Here is a 20848-nt window from a genome sequence, read left to right as displayed (position 1 = left end):
CGCGGCATGCTCGAACTCGAAGGCATCCGCGACGCCTTGTATCGGCAGATTCGTCAGTTGCGTGGCGACGTGCCGCGTGAACTGTCGCCGCACTGGGAAGGCTTGAACGATCAGCGCCGCAGTCTGGTGCGCATCGTGCCGGCGTGGATGGTGGTGCTGTTCACCGTGGTCTGCCTGGTGGTGATGTATTCGGGTTTCGCCTGGGTGCTGGGCGAGCAACGCGAAACCGTTCTGCAACCTTTTCAGCAGCTAGATCCGGCCGCGGTCCAGCCGCAGTCGCAGCCGTAAACAGGGACGTGTGATGAAAAAGTTTTTCAAGAAAGTCGGCGCATTTTTGCGCAAGACCTGGGTCTGGTCCTTGCTGGTGGTGCTGTTAGTCGCGCTGCTGGTGTGGTTCGTCGGGCCGCTGCTGGCGGTGGATGACTACAAGTTCTGGGAAGGTTCGACCTCCCGTTTATTGACCATCAGCGTGCTGTTCCTGATCTGGGGCCTGACCATGGTCTTCGTCAGCTGGCGCGCCGGTGTGCGTAAAAAGGCTGTCGAAGAATCCGAAGACGGCCAGGACCGTCTTCGCCGTGAAGACCTGATCGACGAAGAGCAGAAAGAGCTTCGCGTGCGCTTCAAGGACGCGTTGAAAACCCTGAAGACCTCGAGCCTGTATCGCGGTCGCAGCGAGCGCTGGCGCAGTGATTTGCCGTGGTACTTGCTGATCGGCCCGCAGGGCAGCGGCAAGACCAGCCTGCTGGACTTCTCGGGCCTTGAGTTTCCGATCAACAAGATCGACCGCAAACTGACCCGTGACACCCTCGGCACTCGTCATTGCGACTGGTATTTTGCCGACCACGGTGTGCTGATCGACACCGCCGGGCGCTACCTGAGCCAGACGGATGCCGATGTCGACAGCAGCGCCTGGAACACCTTGCTGGAGCTGCTGCGCAAGCGTCGCCGCAACCGTCCGTTGAACGGCGTGCTGGTGACCATCCCCGTTGAAATGCTGATGGGCAACACCGAGCAGGACCTGGACGCCCTGGCGCGTCTGGTGCGTTCTCGCTTGCAGGACGTGCATCAAAAACTGCACGTCGACGTGCCGGTTTATCTGGTGCTGAGCAAGGCTGACAAGCTGCTCGGTTTCGACGAGTTCTTCGATCAACTGACCCGCGAAGAAAGCGATCAGGTGCTCGGCACCAGTTTTCGCAAAGAGCAGAGCGGCACCGACGTGGCTGTATTGCGCGCCGAGTTCGAAGAGCTGCTGCGTCGCCTGAACAGCCAAGTGATCATGCGCATGCACCAGGAGCGCGACACCCAGCGCCGTGGCCGTATCCTCGACTTCCCGCATCAACTGGGGCAGATCGGCGAGCGTATGTGCCTGTTCGTCGACATGGCGTTCACCGGCAACCGCTACCAGCGTGTCAGCCAGTTGCGCGGTTTCTACCTGACCAGCGCACCGCACCTGACGCAAGAGATGGACCAGACCACCGCCGGCATCGGCGCCAATCTGGGGATCGACGCCGGCGTACTGCCGACCCTGCGCAGCGGCCGCTCGCGGTTTATCCACCATTTGCTCAGCCGGGTGATTTTTCCCGAGGCCGATCTGGCCGGTCTGGACAAGCGCGAACGCAGCCGCATCCATTGGGGCCAACGTGCGTTGTACGTCGGTGCACTGGCGGCGCTGGCGCTGTTCGGCATGCTGTGGGCCGGTGGTTTCTCCGCCAACTATGAACGTCTGGAAAACCTGCGCAACCTGGCCACCAACTGGACTCAACAGCGTTCGGCGCTGAACGCGCGCGATGATTCCATGGCCGTGCTCAAACCCCTCGACACCAGCTACGCCGCGACTCAGGTGTTCCCGAAAAAAGGTGACGTCAGTTATCACGAGCGCGGCGGCCTGTACCAGGGCGAAGAGGTCAATCCGGTGGTCAGGGACGCCTACGAGCGTGAGCTTGAAGCGCAACTGCTGCCGAAGGTCGCGACGCTGCTGGAAGGTCAGATCCGCGCCAACATGAAGGACCGCGAACGCCTGCTCAACAGCCTGCGTGCGTACCTGATGCTGAACATGAAAGACCGTCGCGACGGCCCGTGGCTCAAGGATTGGGTCGCCACCGAATGGTCCCAGCGCTACGCCGGCAACACCGCCGTGCAGAACGGTCTGAACACACACTTCGAGCGTTTGTTGAAGCAGCCGTTTATCTACCCGCTGAACGATCAACTGGTGGCACAAGCGCGCCAGGTTCTGCGCAGCGAGTCGCTGGCCAACGTGGTGTACCGGATGCTGCGCGAACAGGCGCGCAACCTGCCGGAATACCGTTTGAGCCAACACATCGGCCCGCAGGCTTCGCTGTTTGTCGGCACCGATTACGCGATCCCGGGCTTCTACACCCAACAGGGTTATCAGCAATATTTTTCGGTCCAGGGCGCCACGCTGGTCACCGACCTGCTGCGTGACAACTGGGTGCTGGGCGAAGGCTCGGGCATCAGCGGCATGGACTTGCGTCGCCTGATGGTCGAACTGGAGCAACTGTACTTCCGCGACTACGCCAACTTCTGGAGCGAAGCGGTCGGTCAGGTTGCACTGCCGCCGATCAGCGATTTCAGTGAAGGCGCCGAGCAACTGGCGGGCCTGACCTCGGCCAACTCCCCGGTGCTGCAACTGCTGGTGGAAGTGCGCGAGAACACCCGGTTCCCGGCGGAAGCCGAACCGGCTGATCAAGCCGCCGATGCTGCCGGAGCACTGGCAGACCAGAAAGGCAAGTTGGGCAAAGTCGGCAAACTGGCGTCGGCTGCGGCGGATAAAGCGTCGGACATGGCCGCTGCCAAGAACCTGCCGGACACCGCCAAGAAATCCCTGCAACGGCGCTTCGAACCGCTGCACCGTCTGCTGGATGACAACAACGGCCCGGCCGCTGATCTGACCCCGGCGCTGACCGCGCTCAACGACCTGCAAATGCAAGTCGCCAGCCTGGCCCGTGCCAGTTCGCCAGACCAGGCTGCCTTCGAAATGGCCAAGACCCGCATGAGCGGCCAGCGTGATGCGCTGAGCAGCTTGCGCAATGCGTCCAACCGTTTGCCGCGTCCGGTCAGCGTCTGGTTCAACGTGTTGGCCGAAGACACCTGGCGCCTGGTGCTGAACAATTCCTATCAGTACCTGAACCAGCGTTATCAGAGCGAGCTGTACAGCTTCTACGGCAAGGCGATCAACAAGCGTTACCCGTTCAGCGCCCACAGCACCAGCGACGTCGCGATCAGCGACTTCCGCGAGTTCTTCAAGGCGCAGGGCATCAACGATCGCTTCTTCGAGACCTACATGCGTCCGTTCGTCAGCGGTGATCCGGGTAACTACCGCATGCGCAGCATCGACGGTCACAGCCTGCCGGTGTCCAAGGTCTACCTCGACCAGATGGCCGCCGCCCAAGTGATCCGCCAGAGCTTCTTCGCCGCCAACCCGGCCGAGCCGCAAGTGCAGTTCAAACTGGAGCCGTACACTCTCGACCCGGCGGTCAGCCGTTCCGAGTTCAAGTTCGGCGACAAGACCATCGAATACCGCCATGGTCCGATCGTGCCGGTGTCGTTCAAATGGCCGACCGACGCCGAAGACGGTCGCACCAGCCTGGTCCTCGACAAAATGGTCGGCCGCCCGATCGGTATCGAGAAGAACACCGGCCCATGGTCGCTGTTCCGTCTGTTCGACCTGATGCAGACCGAATACCTGAGCGGTCGCGACGTGCTGGTACTGAAAGCGGACGTGGGCGGCCTGCGTGCCAATTACCTGCTCAGCAGCCAGCGCACGCCAAACCCGTTCGATATGGGCGTGCTGCGCACCTTCCGTATGCCGGTGCAGCTCTGATGCTGGTTGCCACGCCCTGGCGCAGCGCTGCGCGTACCGACGCCGGCAAGGTTCGGGCGCGCAACGAAGATGCTTTCCTCGACTGTCCACAGCAGGGGCTGTGGGTGGTCGCGGATGGCATGGGCGGTCACCAGGGGGGCGACATCGCCAGCCAGTTGATCGTCGCCAGCCTGGCGGAATTGCCGGTGCAGGACGATTTCGACGAACGACTCAAAGGTATTCGCCAGTGCCTGCACTGGTTGAATCGTCGCTTGGGCCAGGAGTTGACCGTCAGCGCCGGGCGCCATGACAGCATCATGGGCAGCACCGTGGTGGCGCTGCTGGTGGAAGGCAATCGCGCGGCCTGCATCTGGGCCGGCGACAGCCGTTGCTACCTGTGGCGCGGCCAACGGTTGTATCAGCTGTCCAAGGACCATTCGCTGCAACAGCAACTGATCGACGAGCAAAACATGAGCCTCGAAGACGCCCGTGCGCATCCATCGGCCCATGCCCTGACCCGCGCGGTCGGGGCAGCTGACGTGCTGACGCTGGACGTGCTCGAACTCGAGGTTTACCCCGGCGATACGTTTCTGTTGTGCAGCGATGGTTTGTACCAAGGGCTCAGCAGCGATGCCTTGGGCAATGCCCTGAGCCTGACCGCGCCGCACGTTGCGCTGGAGCGTCTGTTCGACGGCGCCCTGCGTGGCTCGGCGCGGGACAACCTGACTGCCGTGGTGATCCGCCAATGACCCAACTCATGCCGCCGCTCGACGACCTGCTGGTGACCGACGAGGAGGCCAGCAACCTGACTTACTTTGCGTTCGCCAAATCGCATAAGGCTGAGCCCGCGCTGGCGCCGACCAAGGCCAGTGTCGGCGAAATGCCCGAGGTGCTCGCAGGCCGTTACCGCATCGAGCGCTTGCTTGGGGCTGGCGGCATGGGCGCGGTTTACCGCGCTCGGGACTTGCTGAGCGAACAGTTCGGCGATCCCGACCCTTACCTCGCGCTGAAAATCCTCAGCGAAGAATTTGCCGAATCGCCGGACGCCAGCGCCTTGCTCTACAGCGAGTTCGCCCTGACCCGACGCCTGCGCCACAACAACGTGCTGCGTTTGCACAGCTTTGAAGTGGACACCGATTGCCAGCGCGCCTTCATCACCATGGAACTCATGCGTGGGCTGACCCTGGACAAACTGCTCTGCGAGCGGCCGCTGGGCCTGCCGTGGAAAGAACTGCGTGACATCGCGCTGCCGCTGCTCGACGCGCTGGCCTACGCCCACGCTCGCGGCGTGCTGCACGGTGACATGAAACCGAGCAACGTGATGCTCAGCGAAGACGGCGTGCGTCTGTTCGACTTCGGGTTGGGCCAGGCCGAGGAGGGCATCTTGCCCGGCCTGCCACACCTGAGCCGCGACCGTTTCAACGCCTGGACCCCCGGCTACGCCGCTCCGGAACTGCTCGAAGGCCAGCCGCTGACCGCCAGCGCCGACGTCTACGGCGTGGCCTGCGTGCTCTACGAATTGGCGGGCGGCAAACACCCGTTCCGCCGCTTGTCGTCAATCGAGGCCCGCGACGCGCACCTCGACCGCGAACTGCACGCACCGCGCAATCTACCGCAACACTGCTGGCCAGCCCTGCGAACGGCGCTGGCGTTCAACGCGGCTGATAGAACGATTACCGCTGCACAACTGCGTGCCGCCATGGGCGCCACTTCGTCTTTGCTGCAACGTCTGCGACTGCGGGCGTAACGGATGACTACCGAACAGGGAGCAAGCCATGTTCAACCCCGCTAACGAAACGCACTTCAGCCTGACGGTCGACGGCGATCAGACCGGCAACCTGCAAGTACTGGCGTTCACCGGCACTGAAAGCATCAGCCAGCCTTATCGCTTCGACCTCGAACTGGTCAGCGAAAACCCGGACCTGGACCTGGAAACACTGCTGCACAAGCAGGCGTTCCTGGCGTTCGATCCGCACGGCTCCGGCATCCACGGCCAGATCTACCGCGTCGCCCAAGGCGATGCCGGCAAGCGCCTGACCCGCTACAAAATCTCGCTGATGCCGCAACTGCAATACCTGCATCACCGCACCAACCAGCGCATCTATCAGCAGATGTCCGCGCCGCAAATCATCGCGCTGATCCTCGAAGAGCACGGCATCAAAGGCAACGCCTACAGCTTCCAGCTCAGCAAGCCGTGCCCGGACCGCGACTACTGCGTGCAGTACGACGAAACCGACCTGCATTTTGTCCAGCGCCTGTGCGAAGAGGAAGGCATTCACTACCACTTCCAGCACAACCCCAAAGGTCATCTGCTGGTTTTCGGTGACGACCAGACCGTGTTCCGCAAACTCGGGCAGCCAACCGCGTACGTGCAGGGCAGCGGCATGGTCGCCGACGAACCGGTGATCAAAGGCTTCAAGCTGCGCCTGGAAACCCGCACCGGCCGCGTGACGCGCCGCGACTACGACTTTGAAAAGCCGCGTCTGCAACTCGAAGCGGCGTACAAGCCCGACGGCGAAAGCACCGAGCCGGACCTCGAAGACTACGACTACCCCGGCCGCTTCCTCGACCGTACGCGCGGCAAATTCCTCAGCCAGCGCGCCCTCGAACGCCACCGCGCCGACTATCAACAAGCCGAAGGCCACGGCGACCAGACCACGCTGCTCAGCGGCCACTTCCTGGAAATCTCCGACCACCCGCGCACCGAGTGGAACGACCTCTGGCTGCTCACCGAAATCGTCCACGAAGGCAAACAACCGCAAGTCCTCGAAGAGTCCGTGACCAGCGACACCACCGACAACAAAGACGATTTCCACCAGGGCTACCGCAACCGCTTCCTCGCCACCCCGTGGGCCGTGTTCCACCGCCCGGCGCTGCGCCACCCCAAACCACGCGTGCTCGGCAGCCAGACCGCCATGGTCACCGGCCCCAAAGGCGAAGAAATCCACTGCGACCCATACGGCCGCATCAAGGTCCAATTCCACTGGGACCGCGAAGGCCAGGCCGACGATAAAACCAGCTGTTGGCTGCGCGTCTCATCGAGCTGGGCCGGCGACCGCTACGGCGCCATCGTCATCCCGCGTATCGGCATGGAAGTCCTCGTCACCTTCCTCGAAGGCGACCCCGACCAACCACTCGTGACCGGTTGCCTGTACCACAAGGAAAACCAGGTTCCCTACGAATTGCCGGCCAACAAAACCCGCACCGTCTTCAAAACCCTCAGCTCACCGGGGGGCGGCGGGTTCAACGAGTTGCGGATCGAAGACAAGAAAGGCGCGGAGCAGATCTTCATTCACGCCCAACGGGATTGGGATGAAAACATTGAGCACGACCAGAAGATTCGTGTCGGTAACGAGCGACATGACACGGTAGTTAAGAACACTTACACCGAGCTCAAGGCCGAAGAGCATCGCACCACCATTGCGGATCGCAAGGTTGAAACGCGGCTGGATGATCACCTGACGATTGGGCAGAACCAGCATGTGAAGCTGGGGACTGCGCAGCTGACGAGTGTTGGGAAAGAAATTCATGTGAAGGCTGGGGAAAAGATTGTCATTGAGGCTGGGTCGGAGCTGACCATTTTGGGGGGCGGGAGCTTTATCAAGCTGGATGGCGGTGGGGTGACTGTTGTTGGGCCGGTTATCAAAATTAATGCGGGAGGGTCGGCGGGCTCGGGGACTGGAATCGGCATAAAACCGCCGGTGCTGCCGGGGGCGGCGGATAAGGATAAGGCGGGGAGTTTGATGGATCAGGCGTTGGGGAATGCGTCTGAGGAGCAGATCAAGCGCAAACCGAAGCGGATGCTCAATTTTTCTGGGTAAGACATCGACGGCAATCCAAGCCACCAGGGATCAGAATTCAGGTAATTGGTAATGACAGAGACAACCAGCAAGAAAGTAGAAAAATGGTCGTATCCATTAAAAGCAGGGGCGACCGGGGCGACAGATCCGCAGCAGTTCTACAAAGCTCTAGCCAAGGCCAAAGATGGTTTCTACCCGTTGGGTGCCAATGGTCTTTGGCATGGTGGTGTTCATTTCGACGAAGCCTCGGGTTTGGTGCCGGATTTGGCGGAAGTCAAGTGCATCGCGGATGGTGAAGTAGTCGCTTACCGTATTGATAGTACTTACCCGAAGTCGGCCTACGGTACGGCAGAGTCCGAGTTCTCGACTGGTTTTGTGCTGGTTAAGCACCGTTTGGAAGTACCGGTGCAGCCTGCACCCCCGGCGGCTGGATCGCCTGCGGCGCCTCCCGCGCCTGTACCAAGCCTGAACTTTTTCAGTCTTTACATGCATTTGTTGCAGTGGAGGAACTACGAAGAAACTCCAGCATTGTCGCGACCGCCCTTTTGGGGTGGTGGTACGTTGCAGGTCAAAACAACGGCCGACGACGAAATCCTCGGTTTGCGCGTTCGTCAGGAACCGCGTGGTAAGCCAGGGTACGCAACCGTGCTGACGGTTTTGAGCCGCGGTACGGTCGTCGAGACGGGTGAAGAGCAAAATGGTTGGCTCAAGGTGGTCAGCGTCACGCCGGCTAATACCGATCTTCAACCCGGCGCAGGCTGGGTTTTCAAGAGAGAAATGACGGCGGGCCCGACACCCAACACTTACGTCATTGGCTGCGCTGCAAAAGACCCGATGAATCCACCTCAGAAAGGTCTGGTTGTTCGCGCTTCTGCAAGCCAGTCAGGCGCTGCAAAAGCCATTTTGCCCCACGGCACGCAAGTCAGAATCGGGAGCGACGGGACGCGTGGCAAGTACCAGAAACTGTTGGAGATTGTCAGCGGGAATGCTGTTCCTCCGCTGGCACCTGCAGATGTGCTTGGGTATGTCTGGGAGGGGCAACTTGAAGCCAAAAGTGAGCCAGCCGAAAAGGACTCAGTACATGTTTTGGCGACTCCATTCCCGATTACGGCGGGGAGTCTGATCGGTCACGTGGGCAAATATCAAAACCATTCGGATTCGGCGCCAAAGAATCTGTTGCACGTTGAGGTATTTAGCTGCGAAGACGTAAAGGCATTTACCGAACTGAGTAAAGAGAAAGCGGCGGGGATGCCAGCCGCCGGAAAAACGCTCGTAAAAATTCCAAAATACAGCGTGTTGATCACTCACACACAAGGAATGAGCGCAACAAATCCTCCTAAGGTGACAGATACTCACAAAAAGGTTGGCAATGACTTCTTTATCCCCGTCGGGGTGTTGGACGCGCTACCAGCGGAAAAAAAGATAAAAGTTCCTATTGTGATGGGTGAAACCACCACCTACACGCTTTGGTGGCGTCTGGATGGGTTGCTGGGGGATGCCGAAGGGAATGAGATTAACGGATGGTTTGCAGAGCCTGACACTACCTTGTCGCGCCATTCACCTTTTGAGTGGGAAGGTTTTAGCTTTATAGATGAGGCCGGGAGTAACGTGGATCATTTGGCCGCGTTTCTTCATGCACAGGAAGGTCTTAGTGAGGAAGAACAAGCGAACTACCAGCCTAATATCGGCAACGCCGAAGAAAGTTCTACAAAGCAAAACCTTTACAAAATTCTAGACAGAAACGGCGATAAAAAGCTCACGCCTTCGGAAATAAAAGAGGCTTTGAGTAAGCCATGGTTCGCACAGCCAATTTCTCAGATGGTTACACGCTATGAAAACGAGTGGCAATTCAAACAAGAAAAATGGGATTCTCTGGATGAATTGATGGGTCACAGTGAATCAGAGCCACATGATGAATGGATGGAAGAAAAGGCAAGAATTAAGAAGTTGAGCTGGTGGGACAAGCTTGTCGGGCAACATGGAATTACCAGTGATACTAATGTTCGGCATATTCATCCGATTGCGCTTATTGGCAATTTCACTGCGCCACGTGATCTGATTACCTTGGAAATGCTTAGGGCGGCTAACCCAGCAGGGGCGGAAGCACATCACTCGAATATTTTACCCTATCTTAATAAGTATGCTGCGGCGTATAAGCTTGAGCAACCTAAAGCTATTGCACATTTTCTCTCTCAAGTTGGCCATGAAAGTCAATTCAGGATTATTGAAGAGGGCTTGAATTATAGTGCCAGACAAATGAAAAAAACCTATGGATGCAGACGGCATAACAATGTGAATGGCTATAATGAGCAAACGGATAGCTGCGATTTTGGTGTGTTGAGAAGCAAGCTTTGGTCAGAAACAAGTCATTACGCGATGAATGCTGAAAATCTTGCCAGTTACGTTTACGCGGACCGAATGGGTAATGGCAATGAGGCTAGTCGAGACGGTTATCGATATCGTGGCCGTGGAATGTTGCAAGTAACCGGTAAATCAGAGTATCAACGATTCACTAATGTCCATAATCAGCGAAACCCTTCGGATATTCAGGATTTTTTGGCCAATCCGGATCTCCTGATATCCTCAACCGAATACGGTGTTGAGTCCGCTTTCGTCTTCTGGTTTACCAAAACTGGTCAGGGAGGCTCAAAATTGTGCGAAGTCGCCAAGGTAGGCAGCGTGGTTGACGTAACACAAATGGTGAATGGCGGTCAAAACGGGTATACGGACAGGAACAATAGATACCAAGCCCTCGCTGCACTAATGAATATTAACTAAGAGGTCATTCGCTATGCTCCGTTTTTTCATGTTTGCTTTCGTTTTTCTTATATCAAATTCCAGCAGTGCTCAAGATGTAGATTACCTTCAGGGTCGAGTGATTCAGGGGCCGTTTAAAACTAATGTTGTAAAGGGAGGGGAGCTGTCCTTTTTGCAGACAGGGAGCGCAGAGTTTCCGGTTTCTTTGGTTTTGGATGTTGTTGGTGTCGATAATAAAAAAAATAGAAATCTTGTCGATAAATATGATGTGGCGGGCTCGGACCCAAAAATCGAGTCGATTTTCTTTTATCCGGTAAAGGGTAAGAAAAATGTACTTGTTTTGGTTTCTTGGGAAATCACGAGCAGAGGAATTGGAACGTACGGAACCCTTTATCAAGTTTATGGGTATGAAAAAGGTTCGGACAATAAATTGGTCGTGAATAAGCTTGTCAGGTTTGATAAGAACTTGAGTGGGATGGAAGGGTATCAAGAAGGTGAGGAGCAACATTTCCCTTATGTTAATGCAGGTTTGATCAAGTCCTATATTAACGCTGCTAAATAGTGATGGCTGGCAATTTTTTGCGTGCCATAGGGGAACGCCACGCTTTATCACTTGTGCGTAAACGTGGCTTGTTCCCGGATTCACGGTTTTCGTAAGTGATTGGGAGGTAGTGGGCAAAAGTGCAGTCAGCGGCTTCCTTGTCGCGCATTTCAGGGTGAAAAGGGGACGGATTTATTTATGATATGCGGTCTCCAATAAATAAATCCGTCCCCTTTTCCTTCACCCATGAACCGTTAAAGGAATGGAGTCTATGAGTTGGTGTCGTCTCCGACTCTTCTTTGGATACCGGATGGAATTGGGAGTAGAGCGAGGACATGAGATTCCAGTATTTAGCCATATCATTGCTCAGCCTGCTGTGGACGGCACCTGTATTTGCCGAAGCAACTACTTTTAGCCCAACGAAAAACGTTGAAGCGACGCTCGTGCTGGAAGGCTCAATGTTAACGGTCGCTGTTAAAAGCGATACACATAGCGAATCTCGGACAATCGCTTTTCAAGCTGAAAACGAACTGCATGTGCAAATAGACGATTTCAATTTTGACGGTGTAAATGATTTTGCGGTCTGGCAAATCGATGACGGAATGGGCACCTACACCATTCACAGGATTTTTGTTTACCAGCCCGAAGCAGATTTTTTCAAAGAGCTGACTCCAGCTTGTGGCGACGATTTCGTCAATTTGCGCATAGAGCGCGACAAGAGAACTCTGCTCAGTACCTACTGGGAAATGAGTGAGCCAAAGCTCTGTGTCACCATTTTTTCCCCAGATTAAGTTCTTGGATTTCATCTGAATAGATCAAGGATAGAAAATCGTGAAACGTTTCGTTTTAGGCGTTTTTTGTGCGCTGACATGCCTGGCCGTTTTGCCGGTTTCAACGGCACTTGCTCAGGATGAGTGCAACAAGATCTCCGCAAGCCAACAAATTGATAAGTGCTCAGAGGTATCGAAGGTTGCCGCAGATTCGCAGTTGAACATGAGTTATCACCAACTGATGGCTCGGCTCGAAACCCAATATCTAGCCGAACCCGACACAGGCACGGCCTATACGGCGAAGGTCAAAGACGCACAGCGCGCGTGGATGAAGTTGCGCGATGCGAATTGCCCGCTCGAAGCGTTTGAGATCAAGCCTGGTACTTCTGCCTATGTGACGACCGTGAACAATTGCATCGCAAGAATGAGTCGCGAGCGTTCGGTGTTTCTGGACGGTATCGCACCCGACATCGTGAGTGGTTCGGCTGTAGGGCGCGGGTCAGATGTCTCGTGTCCGTCTGAGAACTTTGCTCAATTTCTACCGGTGTTTTCCGCGAATCCTGAGTCCCAGAGGCGTCTAACTGCGCCAGCAGTGAAGATTCTGGTGTTAAAGCGCACAGAAGACCGGGGCCGATTCGAGCCCTCCATTACTGCGGAAACTGGCTCCGGTTTGGCGTTTCCATTGATGAGTGCGATGGAAGGCAAGACTGCGGGGCTTCAGATCGAGTCGGTCGACGACAATCACATGAACGTTGTGGATAAACGGGCAGGTAATAGCAACATCAAGATTTTTAACTTCGCTAAAAAATCATGCTGGGCAATGGTGGGTATTGAGGATTGGTCGATCAGCGAGAAGGAGCTTGTCGCATCCAGTAGACCCGGAATGAGCCGTGTCGAGGACTTCTGTTATCAGCGTGCCGAGGGCTTGGGTGGGTTAGGGTTTCTTCAACAATACCGTCTGACTGGGGAATTGATTGAAGCGTCTCTGGAAAACTATGTTTGTGCTGCCGCGTCGGGTGATCCACAGGCGAGTTTGTCGGCGGCAAGATTAAGTCTTTCGCAGATGGCTCCTCAGTTAGAAACCATCAAGGTTGAAGCGTTGTTCAAAGCGGCAGCGACGACTCTACCGGACGGGGCGCTGGGTTATGCCGCGTATTTTTGTAACGGTAACTCCACCGACTATAACGGCCCTTGCTTGCATCCCGAGCAAGCGGAAAGGGAAGTTATTCGTGCGGTTTCCATGGGATCGACAGAGGCGATGAACATTCTGGGTTCCTATTTTGAGAGTGGCGACTTAGGAACAAAGGATATGTCCCGGGCGCTGGCCTGTTATCAATTGTCAGCTGATAAAGGTAATCCGCAGGGTATCAACAACGTAGGGCGCTTGGGATCGCAAGGTGCAGAATCGATCAAGGCAAGTCACTGCATCTGATGCTCCGAGTGCGGATGTGACTAATACATCTGAATCAAAGAAGGGGACATTAAATCCCCTTCATGGTTTCTACTACACCTTCGCCCGATGCTCCGCCGGATTCGACGAATCAATATGATCCAGCGCTCGCTCCACAAGTAACCGAACCCCATCCGACATTCTGCTGAGCGCCAGTGCTACGGAGCGCAGCGGGCCTTCCACATCGTCGGCCAGGTTGGCGGCGATGGCGCTGATGGACAGCAGGTCTTCGGAGGCATTCGCCAATAGAGCTTCGGTGTCGATGTCGGGGGAGACGGTGAAGAGGTTGCCTTTACGAGGTTTGGGCTTCTCAGGCAATGGTGCGAAATGGTGGTTGAGGGCGCGTTCGGCGGCTTCGTGGAGTTTCTTCGAATCGAGGGATTCGTAGGGGGAGGTGGCTTCGTTTTGTGGTGGATTGGGTGTTGGCTTGATCATTAGTAATTTCCGATATGTGTTTTAGATGTAGCTGTCTCCTCTTCGCTTGCATTCGAATGAGGGTGGCAGCCGTGCGCAGGTGTGCAAGACCGGGCATATCGGACCCCGGCAGACCCCAAAGGGACCTCCCACGCACAGCCGCCATGAAGCATTTACATCGAGCAGGAAGACTCTCGATGTTCGGTTTGGCGACCGTGCGGCGATATGTACCGGACTTGCACGTCCGTGTCACCGATTTTGCGGTAACGAACAAAGACTATCGGCGAAGCCAAAGGCTGCCTAGTTCACGAACAGCACCACGTGTTGAAGGAAATATCCGATGGCGTCGAGCGTAGAAAGATCAAAATCTTCACGCTTTTAAACAACCTCGTTTCGTCAATGACTTGGTAGTCATCAGCGTCAAAAACTACGGCATCTTCCGCTATCACTGCACAACAGTGGCGTTCTCGCTTGAAGCCGCTACACTGCGCCGGCCGTTCACTTTTCTCTTGAGGCTGTACGCATGAAATTTCGTTTTCTTCTGTGGATGCTGGGTTTGTTGATGGGTAAGGCCAGTCGGACTAATCCTGCGTTTCAGCAGCAGTTGGGTGACAAGGAGTTGGTGTTCCAGCTACAGACCCTGGACGGGAAAGTGGCGCGGCATTTCTTTGTGAAGGATCAGCGCATTACCAGCAAGTCGGGCGTGTATGCCGAGCCGGCGTTTGCGATTGCCTTCAAAGACGCGGCGTATGGCTTTGCCACGATGCAGGCGAAGAACAAGCAACTCGCGTTTATGCAGGGGATTCAGGACAAGTCGATTCAGATCAAGGGCAACCCGGCGTTGGTGATCTGGTTTCAGGGGTTGACCAAGTATTTGAAGCCAAAGAAAGCCAAGCCTAAAGCTTGAATTAAGCAGGGGTTACGCGGGCCTGTTTCTGTACAGCCGGCTAGCCCTTGAACGATGTTTTAGGTGTCACGTTACTTTAGCGTTTTGCCTTTAAATAGGGCCTATTACTGTCATTTCTGTCAGGTGGCAGGTTGTTTCTTTGATGCTCTACTGGCGCTTGAGATCCATGGTGGATTCTCATACCGCTTGATGGAGCAAGATCATGACTCAGACACTTAATACGATGAGCGCCGGCACGTTGGATCCAACTTTCGGCGAGGGCGGCATACTTCGAAATTTCCCGGAAATTTCCGGGTATGACATGGCAGCTGTTCTCGCATTGCCCGAGAAAAAGCTATTAGTAGTCATCCCACTGCTGGGAGACGATGCTCTATTCGTAGTCGCACGATTGAATGAGAACGGAACGCTTGACGGTACGTTTGGAGAAAGACAAACCGGTTTCGTCGAGGTTGCTTTAAAAGAGGCTCGTCTTGCCAAAGTAATCGGGTTGCGCGAATTAAACGATGGCGGATGGCTGATTCTTGCGGAGTACCAGTCCACGTCCTCGGGTGATTACGGCCTGCTTCTTGTTCGACAGTTCGCTAATGGGCGGCTGGATACGTCTTTTGGCGAGGAGGGTTCGCGTTACATTCCTTATAAGCGTCTGGGGGGAACCGAATACCAGGTTGTGCCGCAGAGCGCTGCTGAGCGGGACGAGAAATCGACTTTTTCATCGGAACCGCAAATTATAAGAAATAGCGTGAATTTTGCTGTTCAGCAGTCGGACAATAAAATCGTACTGGTCAGCAATGTTTGGGATGCTTCCGGAAAAGCCAAAGGGATTGTTCTACGCCTTAATTCCAACGGTTCGGACGACCAGACGTTTAATAGTTCCGGTTTTGCGATTGTCGAACTTGAAAGTATCCCGAATACCGCTAATCACGGCAGCGTCGTCGCGGTGCAGAAGGATGGCAAAGTGTTAGTTGGGGGCTATTACAGCGGCGCAAGTCCGAGCCCTAGAGGGGCTTACTTGATACGATTCGACGCAGCCGGGCATGTTGATCGAAGTTTTAATGCCGGTGCTGTTGTGACCATCCCGAACGACAGCCTGATTGATTTGGCGGCTATATCGATAAGGGATTCCGATGGAAAGATTGTTGTAGTCGGCTATGCCGTTCGAGACTCAGTCATCAACGGTTTGATCGCTGTTCTAAATGACAGCGGGTCTCCTAATCTTCTGTTTAACGGTGGGAAGCCATTGTGCTCGCCAGTGGTATCTGAAGGGCTGAGGTGGTGGCGCTGCGCATCACCGGCAGATGGCTCGATCGTCGTCGTCGGCACTACGCGCCTGGGTGCTAACAATGCTGAGCATTCAGCGGTGACGGCCCGCTATCTGCCTGACGGCTCCCTGGATCCAGCCTTTAACGGCAAGGGGTTTACCGTTTTCAACGAAGACGAAGCGTTCGAGTCGGCTCAGGACATGGCCGTGATGGAGGATGGTCGGATCATTGTCTGCGGGATTTTTTCTAAAGATTTTGAACTGCGCGGTGGCTGGGCGCTGCGCTACCTCAGTTGAGATGAGCGTGAGGCAGGCCGGTGGGAGTCTTCGTAGGGTCGCGTCCCGGACCAAGCCTGGCTCCTACAGGCTTTGGTGATTCCTGTGGGGGCCAGGCTTGGTCGGGGCGGCGAGCCGACGATGCTTTCAGGCCTGGCTGAATTGCGAAGCCAGTTCGCGCAGCAGCACTTCCGCCTCAAGCACTTTGGTGACGACGTCGTCGGCTTTTTCACGGGTCAGGCCTACGCGCTCCAGCAACGCCTCCGGAATGTCTTCAATCGGACCGGAACCGATTCCGCGTCCGCGCAGCAGGCGTACGGACAGGCAGACGAGGTTCGGGTATTCGGCGTAGGCGCCGTCGTAGTTCGGGTCGTGCTGGAAGCGCAGCGCGGTGGCGAGTTCTTCGGGCATGTCCCAGTAGCGCATCAGCCATGAGCCGATCTGTTCGCGGCTGATGCCGAGCAAATGTTGCTCGATGTAGCTGTGGCACAGGTGCGGGTTGACCTCCAGGTGGCGGCAGATCAGCGAGAAGTGCGGCGGGAACACGTGCGCCAGCAGCAAGTAGCCGAAGTTGTGCAGCAGGCCGGCGAGGTAGGTCAGGCCGGCTTCCGGGCGCTGGGCGCGGGGCATGGCGCGGGTCAGGCCTTCGATGACGGCGGCGGTGTAGATCGATTGCTGCCAGTACGGCGTGGCGTGTTGCGGATGGTCTTTGGGCAGGCTCAGGGTTTTGCCCAGGGCCAGGCCTAGCGCGAGGTTGATCACCAGGTCGAAACCCAGCACGCGCACGATGGCGTCTTCCACTGAGCGAATCTTGCCCGGCGACGCATAGTACGGCGACGCGGCCCAGCTCACGACCTGGGCGGCCAGCGCCGGGTCGGTTTCGACTACGCCGGTGATGTCGTCGATGGTGGCGTCGGGGTCGACGCGCAGTTTGATGATTTTCTGCGCGGTCTCGGCCAGCGGCGGAATTTCGATGGTCGCTTCCAGGCGTTGCTGGATGCGCCGCGCGGTAAACGCCTGGACGGCCTGGGTGATTTCCTTGCGGTCATCGTCGGGGCGATCGAGGTTGGGGCGGATGCTGGTCAGGTTCTCGCCGAAGTTGGCGGCGCTGGCCTTGGTCAGCATGGTCTTGAAGTTTTCGCTGGTGATTTCCAGCAGCAGGCCCGGCTCGCCCGAGTTGATCAGCAACTTCGGTTCGCGCAGCAGGCTTTCTTCGTACAGGCACGGTGAACTGGTCAGCGCCGGCAGGCCCGGCAGCATGTTCAGGCTGTGTTTGCCGAGCATCTTTTCCAGGCGTTCGGTGGGCACGGCGGTGAGGCGGCGACCGGTCAGTTCGGCGAGGCGATTGAGGTCCAGCAACTGGCTTTGCGGGAACAGCACCATCAAGGCGCCGACCGCGTCGTCCACCAGAGCAGCCTGCACTTTGCGCGAGGCGTTGAGGCCGTGGTGGTCGAGTACTTCTTCGTAGGCAATCCCCAATTTGCCCAGCAGCAGCCGAATAACAGACGGAGCGTGCAGGGGGTCGGGGACGAGGGCAGCTTCAGTCATGGTCTGTATCCGTATTCAAACAATTGCAGGAGTATAACCAGCTTGTTTAAAAGCATCGTCCACAAACTGCGACGGTGCTCACACTTGGCCGTATTGCTGCCCGTGACGCAGCCAGCGGTCGAGCAACGGGCTGACGTGGTCCGGCCAGCGCTCCAGCAAAGCCTGGGCGGCGTCGCGCACGGCGGGCAGCAAGTCGGCGTCGCGCATCAGGTCGGCGACCTTGAATTGCAGCAGGCCGGTCTGGCGCGTGCCGAGCATTTCGCCGGGGCCGCGCAGCTCGAGGTCTTTTTCGGCGATGACAAAACCGTCGTTGGTTTCACGCATGATACCGAGGCGCTGACGGCCAATTTGCGACAGCGGTGGATGGTAGAGCAGCACGCAATGGCTGGCGGCGCTGCCTCGACCGACACGGCCGCGCAACTGGTGCAATTGCGCGAGGCCGAGGCGCTCGGGGTTTTCGATGATCATCAGGCTCGCGTTGGGTACGTCGACGCCGACTTCGATCACCGTGGTCGCGACCAGCAGTTGCAGGTTCCCGGCCTTGAACTCGGCCATCACGGCGGCTTTTTCCACTGGCTTCATGCGCCCGTGAATCAGCCCGACCTTCAACTCGCCGAGGGCGGCGGTCAGGTCTTCGTAGGTGGTTTCGGCGGCCTGGCAGGTCAGCTCTTCGGACTCTTCAATCAGCGTGCACACCCAATACGCCTGCCGACCTTCGGCACAGGCGCCGCGCACGCGTTCGATGACTTCAACGCGCCGGGTGTCGGTAATCAACACCGTGTTTACCGGCGTACGACCGGGTGGCAGTTCGTCGAGGATCGAGGTGTCGAGGTCGGCGTAGGCGCTCATGGCCAGCGTTCGCGGAATCGGCGTCGCGGTCATGATCAGTTGATGGGGACACATGCGTCCGCCGACGCCCTTCTGTCGCAACGCCAAGCGCTGCTGCACGCCGAAGCGGTGCTGTTCGTCGATGATCACCAGTGCCAGGTTCTTGAACTGCACTTCGTCCTGAAACAACGCGTGGGTGCCGACGACCATCGGCGCGCCGCTGGCGATCTGCTCCAGCGCGGCCACGCGGTTTTTGCCTTTGAGCTTGCCGGCCAGCCACGCGACTTCAATGCCCAGCGGTTCGAGCCAGCGCTTGAAGGTGATGAAGTGTTGTTCGGCGAGGATTTCCGTGGGCGCCATCAATGCGACTTGATACCCGGCCTCCAGCGCTTGCAGGGCGGCGAGGGCGGCGACCACAGTTTTACCTGCGCCGACGTCGCCCTGAATCAGGCGCAGCATCGGTTCGTGCTGGCTCAGGTCGTAGGCGATTTCGTTACCGACCCGTTGCTGGGCGCCGGTCGGCGCGAAGCCCAGGTTGGCCAGGTATTTGGCCGGCAGCCTGGTGGCTTTCGGCATCGCCGGCGCACGCAGGGAGCGCATGCTCTCGCGCAGGCGTTGCTGGGACAGTTGATGCGTCAGCAGTTCCTCGAAAGCCAAGCGGTGCTGCGCCCAATGATGACCGAGGGCGAGTTCGTCGACGTCGGCATCGGCAGGCGGGTGATGCAGGTAGCGGATCGCATCGGCCAGCGGCGCAAGTTGGTAATCGCGCGCAAGCTCGGTCGGCAGCCAGTCGGGCAGGCTGCTGGGGCCGAGCATCGTCAGGGTTTGCATGCACAGTTGGCGCAAGCGCTGCTGGGTCAGGCCTTCGGTGAGCGGGTACACCGGCGTCAGCGTTTCATCCACCGGCGGCGGCTCGTCGCCGGTGATGGCGCGGTATTCCGGGTGATAGATTTCCAGCCCCGAGGCGCCGGGCCGCGCTTCGCCGTAGCAGCGGATTCGCGTGCCGCGCTTGAGGCCTTCTTTCTGGGCGTTGCTGAAATGATAGAAGCGCAGGCTGAGCCCGCCGGTGCCGTCCTGAATCCGCACGACCAGGCTGCGGCGGCGGCCCATGACCACATCGGCGCCGCTGACGGTGCCTTCGATCACGGCGTCCTGCCCAGGTCGCAAATGGCCAATCGGGACCACGCGAGTGCGGTCCTGATAGCGCAGCGGCAGGTGGAACAGCACGTCCTGCAGATTCTCCAGGCCGACCTTGGCCAGTTTCTCGGCCATGGCCTCGCCGACACCCTTGAGTGCCGTTACCGACACTTGCGACAACTCGGTCATGACCGCGACTTAAGCCGCGACCACGGGCGCGGCCGGCTTGGCCACCGAGCACAGGCGAATCGAGTCGGCGAGGATTTCAATCGCCTTCGGCCGCGGGAAGCTCGCGCGCCAGGCGATGGCCACGGTGCGAAACGGCACCGGCGGCGTCAGGGGTCGCACTGCGATGATGCCGGGGGCGTAGTGATGGCTGTCGACGGCCGACAACGGCAGTATCGAAATCCCGAGGCCGGACGCGACCATGTGGCGGATGGTTTCCAGGGAGCTGGATTCCACCGTGGTGTGCTTGGCGCCGTCGTTGCCCTTGGTCAGGGTCGGGCAGGCTTCCAGGACCTGGTCGCGGAAGCAGTGACCTTCGCCGAGCAGCAGCAGGCTCTTGTCGTTGAGCAGGCTGGCGTCGATGGATTCTTTTTGCGTCCAGGGGTGCTGGGCCGGCATCAGGACGTAGAACGGTTCGTCGTAGAGCGGCAGGGTCAGGACGTCGGCCTCGTTGAACGGCAGCGCGATGATGATCGCGTCAAGCTCGCCGTTGCGCAGTTTGTCGCGCAGCACGTGGGTGAAGTTTTCTTCGATGTACAACGGCATCTGCGGGGCGACCCGGTGCAGTTGTGGAATCAGGTGTGGGAACAGGTACGGGCCAACGGTGTAGATCGCGCCGACTTTCAGCGGGGCGGTCAGCTGGTTCTTGCCAGCCTGGGCCAGTTCGCGAATGCCTTGGGCCTGTTCGAGAACTTTCTGCGCCTGGGCGACAATGCCCTCGCCGACCGGGGTCAGGCGCACGGCACTCTTGCTGCGCTCGAAAATCAGCACACCGAGTTCGTCTTCAAGCTTTTTCACACCCACCGACAGGGTCGGCTGGCTGACGTGGCAACGCTCGGCCGCGTGGCCGAAATGCTGCTCTTGGGCGAGGGTAACGATGTAGCGTAATTCTGTGAGAGTCATAGCAAGCGTCCATGAAGTTGCGGGCCAAGCATACCGGCTGCAATCGATAGGCGCACGTTATCAGACTGCGTGTGCTGAGTGACACCGGGTAATGTGTGTTTGCCGCTGGCAGATACGCAAAAGGCACCTTTCGGGTGCCTTTACGGGTTGCCTGCAACCTTGTGGGAGCGGGCTTGCTCGCGAATGCGGTGTGACAGTCGCTATCAATGTCGAC

General features: G+C 57.8%; 15 protein-coding genes. 11 read left to right on the top strand and 4 right to left on the bottom strand.

Annotated features, from left to right (window positions below; all coding sequences use genetic code 11):
* The 9 genes from ACQKP4_RS06160 to ACQKP4_RS06120 all read left to right on the top strand — a co-directional run.
* Positions 1-288 (top strand): DotU family type IV/VI secretion system protein (locus tag ACQKP4_RS06160; protein WP_427631366.1); only part of this gene is annotated, 288 nt, incomplete at its 5' end.
* A gap of 13 nt (positions 289-301) precedes the next feature.
* Positions 302-3841, top strand: a complete 3540-nt coding sequence (gene tssM, locus ACQKP4_RS06155) for a type VI secretion system membrane subunit TssM (RefSeq protein WP_427631364.1) — start codon at positions 302-304, stop codon at positions 3839-3841.
* Positions 3841-4569 carry a PP2C family protein-serine/threonine phosphatase gene (locus tag ACQKP4_RS06150; protein ID WP_427631362.1) on the top strand — a complete coding sequence of 243 codons (729 nt, stop codon included), beginning with the start codon at positions 3841-3843 and terminating at the stop codon, positions 4567-4569. Before tssM ends, ACQKP4_RS06150 begins: the two co-directional genes overlap by 1 nt.
* Complete coding sequence (locus tag ACQKP4_RS06145; RefSeq protein ID WP_427631360.1) at positions 4566-5567, top strand: serine/threonine-protein kinase; 1002 nt, start codon at positions 4566-4568, stop codon at positions 5565-5567. The genes ACQKP4_RS06150 and ACQKP4_RS06145 overlap by 4 nt, the downstream gene beginning before the upstream one ends.
* Before the next feature lie 28 nt (positions 5568-5595).
* Positions 5596-7641: a type VI secretion system tip protein VgrG gene (locus ACQKP4_RS06140; protein WP_427631358.1), complete on the top strand. Its 2046-nt coding sequence runs from the start codon at positions 5596-5598 to the stop codon at positions 7639-7641.
* Between the two features lie 51 nt (positions 7642-7692).
* Complete coding sequence (locus ACQKP4_RS06135) at positions 7693-10398, top strand: hypothetical protein (RefSeq protein ID WP_427631356.1); 2706 nt, start codon at positions 7693-7695, stop codon at positions 10396-10398.
* A 13-nt stretch (positions 10399-10411) separates the two neighbouring features.
* A complete protein-coding gene (locus ACQKP4_RS06130; RefSeq protein WP_427631354.1) occupies positions 10412-10939 on the top strand; it encodes a hypothetical protein in 528 nt (175 codons plus the stop codon).
* Positions 10940-11253: 314 nt separating this feature from the next.
* The gene (locus ACQKP4_RS06125) at positions 11254-11709 is read left to right on the top strand and encodes an XAC2610-related protein (RefSeq protein WP_427631352.1); all 456 of its coding nucleotides are present in this window, start codon (positions 11254-11256) and stop codon (positions 11707-11709) included.
* Positions 11710-11749: 40 nt separating this feature from the next.
* Positions 11750-13120, top strand: coding sequence for a lysozyme inhibitor LprI family protein (locus ACQKP4_RS06120; protein ID WP_427631350.1), 1371 nt, complete (start codon positions 11750-11752; stop codon positions 13118-13120).
* Between the two features lie 72 nt (positions 13121-13192).
* Here the strand turns inward: ACQKP4_RS06120 and ACQKP4_RS06115 are convergent, their stop codons facing one another.
* Positions 13193-13573, bottom strand: coding sequence for a DUF6124 family protein (locus tag ACQKP4_RS06115; RefSeq protein ID WP_427631348.1), 381 nt, complete (start codon positions 13571-13573; stop codon positions 13193-13195).
* A gap of 502 nt (positions 13574-14075) precedes the next feature.
* On the opposite strand from ACQKP4_RS06115, the gene ACQKP4_RS06110 reads away from it, so the two are divergent.
* Both ACQKP4_RS06110 and ACQKP4_RS06105 read left to right on the top strand, forming a co-directional pair.
* A complete protein-coding gene (locus ACQKP4_RS06110) occupies positions 14076-14459 on the top strand; it encodes a helicase (RefSeq protein WP_427631346.1) in 384 nt (127 codons plus the stop codon).
* Between the two features lie 202 nt (positions 14460-14661).
* The gene (locus ACQKP4_RS06105; RefSeq protein WP_427631344.1) at positions 14662-16014 is read left to right on the top strand and encodes a hypothetical protein; all 1353 of its coding nucleotides are present in this window, start codon (positions 14662-14664) and stop codon (positions 16012-16014) included.
* Positions 16015-16140: 126 nt separating this feature from the next.
* Here the strand turns inward: ACQKP4_RS06105 and ACQKP4_RS06100 are convergent, their stop codons facing one another.
* From ACQKP4_RS06100 to ACQKP4_RS06090, 3 genes are all read right to left on the bottom strand, one after another.
* Complete coding sequence (locus tag ACQKP4_RS06100; RefSeq protein WP_427631342.1) at positions 16141-17541, bottom strand: HDOD domain-containing protein; 1401 nt, start codon at positions 17539-17541, stop codon at positions 16141-16143.
* A 78-nt stretch (positions 17542-17619) separates the two neighbouring features.
* Positions 17620-19695: an ATP-dependent DNA helicase RecG gene (recG, locus tag ACQKP4_RS06095; RefSeq protein ID WP_427631340.1), complete on the bottom strand. Its 2076-nt coding sequence runs from the start codon at positions 19693-19695 to the stop codon at positions 17620-17622.
* A gap of 9 nt (positions 19696-19704) precedes the next feature.
* Complete coding sequence (locus ACQKP4_RS06090) at positions 19705-20634, bottom strand: LysR substrate-binding domain-containing protein (RefSeq protein ID WP_427631338.1); 930 nt, start codon at positions 20632-20634, stop codon at positions 19705-19707.
* Positions 20635-20848: the final 214 nt, after the last annotated feature.

This window comes from Pseudomonas sp. NPDC086278 (genome assembly GCF_050280905.1).
Taxonomy (GTDB): domain Bacteria; phylum Pseudomonadota; class Gammaproteobacteria; order Pseudomonadales; family Pseudomonadaceae; genus Aquipseudomonas.
This window is presented reverse-complemented; position numbering and strand designations above follow the sequence as displayed.

Coding starts and splice junctions, on each gene's coding strand:
- tssM (WP_427631364.1), top strand. CDS start 302: ATGAAAAAGTTTTTCAAGAAAGTCGGCGCATTTTTGCGCAAGACCTGG.
- ACQKP4_RS06150 (WP_427631362.1), top strand. CDS start 3,841: ATGCTGGTTGCCACGCCCTGGCGCAGCGCTGCGCGTACCGACGCCGGC.
- ACQKP4_RS06145 (WP_427631360.1), top strand. CDS start 4,566: ATGACCCAACTCATGCCGCCGCTCGACGACCTGCTGGTGACCGACGAG.
- ACQKP4_RS06140 (WP_427631358.1), top strand. CDS start 5,596: ATGTTCAACCCCGCTAACGAAACGCACTTCAGCCTGACGGTCGACGGC.
- ACQKP4_RS06135 (WP_427631356.1), top strand. CDS start 7,693: ATGACAGAGACAACCAGCAAGAAAGTAGAAAAATGGTCGTATCCATTA.
- ACQKP4_RS06130 (WP_427631354.1), top strand. CDS start 10,412: ATGCTCCGTTTTTTCATGTTTGCTTTCGTTTTTCTTATATCAAATTCC.
- ACQKP4_RS06125 (WP_427631352.1), top strand. CDS start 11,254: ATGAGATTCCAGTATTTAGCCATATCATTGCTCAGCCTGCTGTGGACG.
- ACQKP4_RS06115 (WP_427631348.1), bottom strand. CDS start 13,573: ATGATCAAGCCAACACCCAATCCACCACAAAACGAAGCCACCTCCCCC.
- ACQKP4_RS06110 (WP_427631346.1), top strand. CDS start 14,076: ATGAAATTTCGTTTTCTTCTGTGGATGCTGGGTTTGTTGATGGGTAAG.
- ACQKP4_RS06105 (WP_427631344.1), top strand. CDS start 14,662: ATGACTCAGACACTTAATACGATGAGCGCCGGCACGTTGGATCCAACT.
- ACQKP4_RS06100 (WP_427631342.1), bottom strand. CDS start 17,541: ATGACTGAAGCTGCCCTCGTCCCCGACCCCCTGCACGCTCCGTCTGTT.
- recG (WP_427631340.1), bottom strand. CDS start 19,695: ATGACCGAGTTGTCGCAAGTGTCGGTAACGGCACTCAAGGGTGTCGGC.
- ACQKP4_RS06090 (WP_427631338.1), bottom strand. CDS start 20,634: ATGACTCTCACAGAATTACGCTACATCGTTACCCTCGCCCAAGAGCAG.